The sequence below is a fragment of the Streptomyces sp. YS-3 genome (assembly GCF_045257485.1).
Taxonomy (GTDB): domain Bacteria; phylum Actinomycetota; class Actinomycetes; order Streptomycetales; family Streptomycetaceae; genus Streptomyces.
Genome location: NZ_JBJHPC010000899.1, coordinates 1 through 1,891, shown reverse-complemented (window position 1 = coordinate 1,891; position 1,891 = coordinate 1). Strand labels below are relative to the sequence as shown.

The following is a 1,891-nucleotide window of genomic DNA, read 5'->3' as shown; positions in this document are numbered from 1 at the left end:
CGGCAGCCGCTCCGGCCCGCCCGAGCCGCGGTCACCGGCGGCCGGGCTCCCGTACGCGCCGAGCGGCGGCGCGTGGCCGGAAAGCGGCGCGCGACTTACGCTCCCCGCCACCGGCGCACCACACTGGAGCCTCACGCCCAGGGAACAGTACGGACGAGGAGTTGGTGAGATGACCAGGCAGGCCCCCGAGGGAGCCGCGCAGGCCACCCGAGCCGCGATCGACACCTATCTGGCCCGGCTTTCGCAGCGGGATCTGGACAGCGCCGTGCAGGTCTTCGCCGAGTCGGCGGAATTCAACGCTCCGGGCTCCCCGGCGGTGCCGTGGTCGGGGTCCCGCACCGGGCGGGAGGGCGTCATGAAGTTCTTCACCACCCTCCACGAGTATCTGAAGCCCGAGGAGTTCACGGTGACGCACATCGTGGTCGAGGGTGAACAGGGGGTGATCATCGGCCATCTCCGGGACACCGTCAAAGCCACCGGCAAGCCTCTGGTGACGCCCTTCGCCGCACATGTCACCGTCGTGGACGGGAAGATCGCCCGGTATCACCTCTTCGAGGACACCCACGCGCTGCACCGGGCCGTGACCGACGACTGAGCCGGCGCCGGACCCGTACCCACCGCTCCAGAGAGGCTCAAGAGATGACTCCCCCCGGCATGCCCTCCCATCCGGTCGTACGCGCGTTCGTCGACGCGGTCAACGCCCAGGATCCGCAGGCCCTGTGGGCCGTGCTCGCCAAGGACGCCACGGTGGTCGACGTCGGGACCGAGCGCGATCCCGAGGACTGGGTGGAGCGGGAGCTGTTCTCCGCCCACGCGCGAATGGAGGTGGTACGGGAGTCACTTGACGGTCTGTCGGTGACAGCGCGTTTCCACAACGACATCTGGGGGGACATCGACACCGCGTGGGAGTTCTCCGTCTCCGGCCCGGTCATCCGGGGCTTCGTCACCGGCCCCGGCTGAGCGTTCCCCGCCGGACGGGACTGCGGACACGCGCGACAGAGGTACGCGGAACGGCAGCGGGAACAGGGAAGCAGAGGGCAATGGTGTGAGCCGCACCTCGGGGCCCAGGGCTCAGCCGGCACCGAAGGAGTCGGTCCGGGTCCGTCTGCTGGGCCCGGTGAGTGTGGAGGTCCAGGGCCGGCACATCGGCCTCGGGCCGCAGCAGCGCGCGCTCCTCGCGGTCCTCGCCCTCGCGCGGGGCCGCCCGGTCAGCACCTCCCGGCTCTCCGAGCTCCTGTGGGAGGGTGACGCGCCGGACGGCGCGGTCAGCGCGCTGCGCACCCACGTCATGCATCTGCGGCGCATCCTGGAACCGGGCCGGCGCGCCACCTCCGGCTTCGAGCTCCTGCTCAGCGCGGGCGCCCGCAGCAACACCAGCTACACCCTCCAGGTGGCCGACGAACAGGTGGACGCCCTGCACTTCGTACACCTGACCGACCAGGCCCGCAAAGCGGCGGCCGACGACGACGCCGAGGCCGCCGTCGCCCTGCTCGACCGGGCGCTCGCCCTGTGGACCGGGCCCGCGCTCGAAGGCGTCAGCGACCGCAGCTTCGCGCTGGCCGAGGCCGACCGGCTGGAGGAACTGCGCCTGGTGGCGCGCGAGGACCGGCTGGACGCGCTCGTCGAGCTGGGCCGCTACGAGGAGTCGGTGCCGGAACTGAGCACGCTGGTCGCCCAGTACCCGCTGCGCGAGCGGCTGCGCTGCCAGCTGATGCTGGCGCTCTACCGGTCGGGGCGGCAGGCCGACGCGCTCGCCTCGTACCGCGACTACTACCAGCTCCTCGACGACGAGCTGGGCATCGAGCCGGGCCGTCCGCTCAAGGAGCTGCATCAGCGCGTCCTGGTGGGCGACCCGGCCCTCGCGGCCGAACCCGCCGCCCCGGCCGCGCCC

Annotated in this window: 3 protein-coding genes; all 3 read left to right on the top strand. The window is 72.2% G+C overall.

Features of this window, described 5'->3' with window-relative positions; all coding sequences use genetic code 11:
* Window positions 1–169: 169 nt before the first annotated feature.
* Complete coding sequence (locus ACJA3G_RS36080; protein WP_406557252.1) at window positions 170–595, top strand: nuclear transport factor 2 family protein; 426 nt, start codon at window positions 170–172, stop codon at window positions 593–595.
* 44 nt (window positions 596–639) lie between these two features.
* A complete protein-coding gene (locus ACJA3G_RS36075; RefSeq protein ID WP_406557251.1) occupies window positions 640–960 on the top strand; it encodes a nuclear transport factor 2 family protein in 321 nt (106 codons plus the stop codon).
* A gap of 157 nt (window positions 961–1,117) precedes the next feature.
* Window positions 1,118–1,891: BTAD domain-containing putative transcriptional regulator (locus ACJA3G_RS36070; RefSeq protein WP_406557250.1), on the top strand; the 774-nt coding region annotated here is incomplete at its 3' end.